A 486-nucleotide genomic window follows, 5' to 3' on the forward strand; every position below is an offset into this window, starting at 1 on the left:
ATTCACCACCCGTGACGGCTCCATTTGGATGCCGTCGTACCTGACCTCCATCGATAGCAAGACCTGCATCGGCTGCTGCCGTTGTTTCAAGGTCTGCTCGCGCGATGTCATGCATCTTCACGGCGTTGATGATGCGGGTGAAATCCTCGGCCCCTGCGATGACGAGGACGACGATTTCGACGGCAAGCTCAATCGCATGATCATGGTTGTCGATGATGCCGGCCGCTGCATCGGCTGCGGAGCCTGCGGCCGCGTCTGCCCCAAGAACTGCCAGACGCATGTTGCGGCCGACGAGCTCGCAACATGATCTGGCGAAAACCAGGAGAACGGCGTTGCACTTCATCTTTTTGTCGGCTCGTGGGGCTGGTCCTGTGCAGCAATGCGTCGATGGTTTACTTCGCTTTGGATTCGCTCCGTGTGGCAGTCGTCACGACGCTGGCCTGTTCGCTGCTGCTTCAGGCCGGCTACTTCGGCTGCGTGCTCTTT

Annotated in this window: 2 protein-coding genes; both read left to right on the forward strand. The window is 59.3% G+C overall.

All coding sequences use genetic code 11. From position 1 onward, the window contains the following. The coding region (gene fdxB, locus E5W70_RS32665; protein WP_292665502.1) for a ferredoxin III, nif-specific at window positions 1-307 on the forward strand (307 nt) is incomplete at its 5' end. An 80-nt stretch (window positions 308-387) separates the two neighbouring features. After that, the coding region (locus tag E5W70_RS32670; protein ID WP_292665504.1) for an exopolysaccharide production repressor protein at window positions 388-486 on the forward strand (99 nt) is incomplete at its 3' end.

This window comes from Mesorhizobium sp. (assembly GCF_005063415.1).
GTDB lineage: Bacteria > Pseudomonadota > Alphaproteobacteria > Rhizobiales > Rhizobiaceae > Mesorhizobium.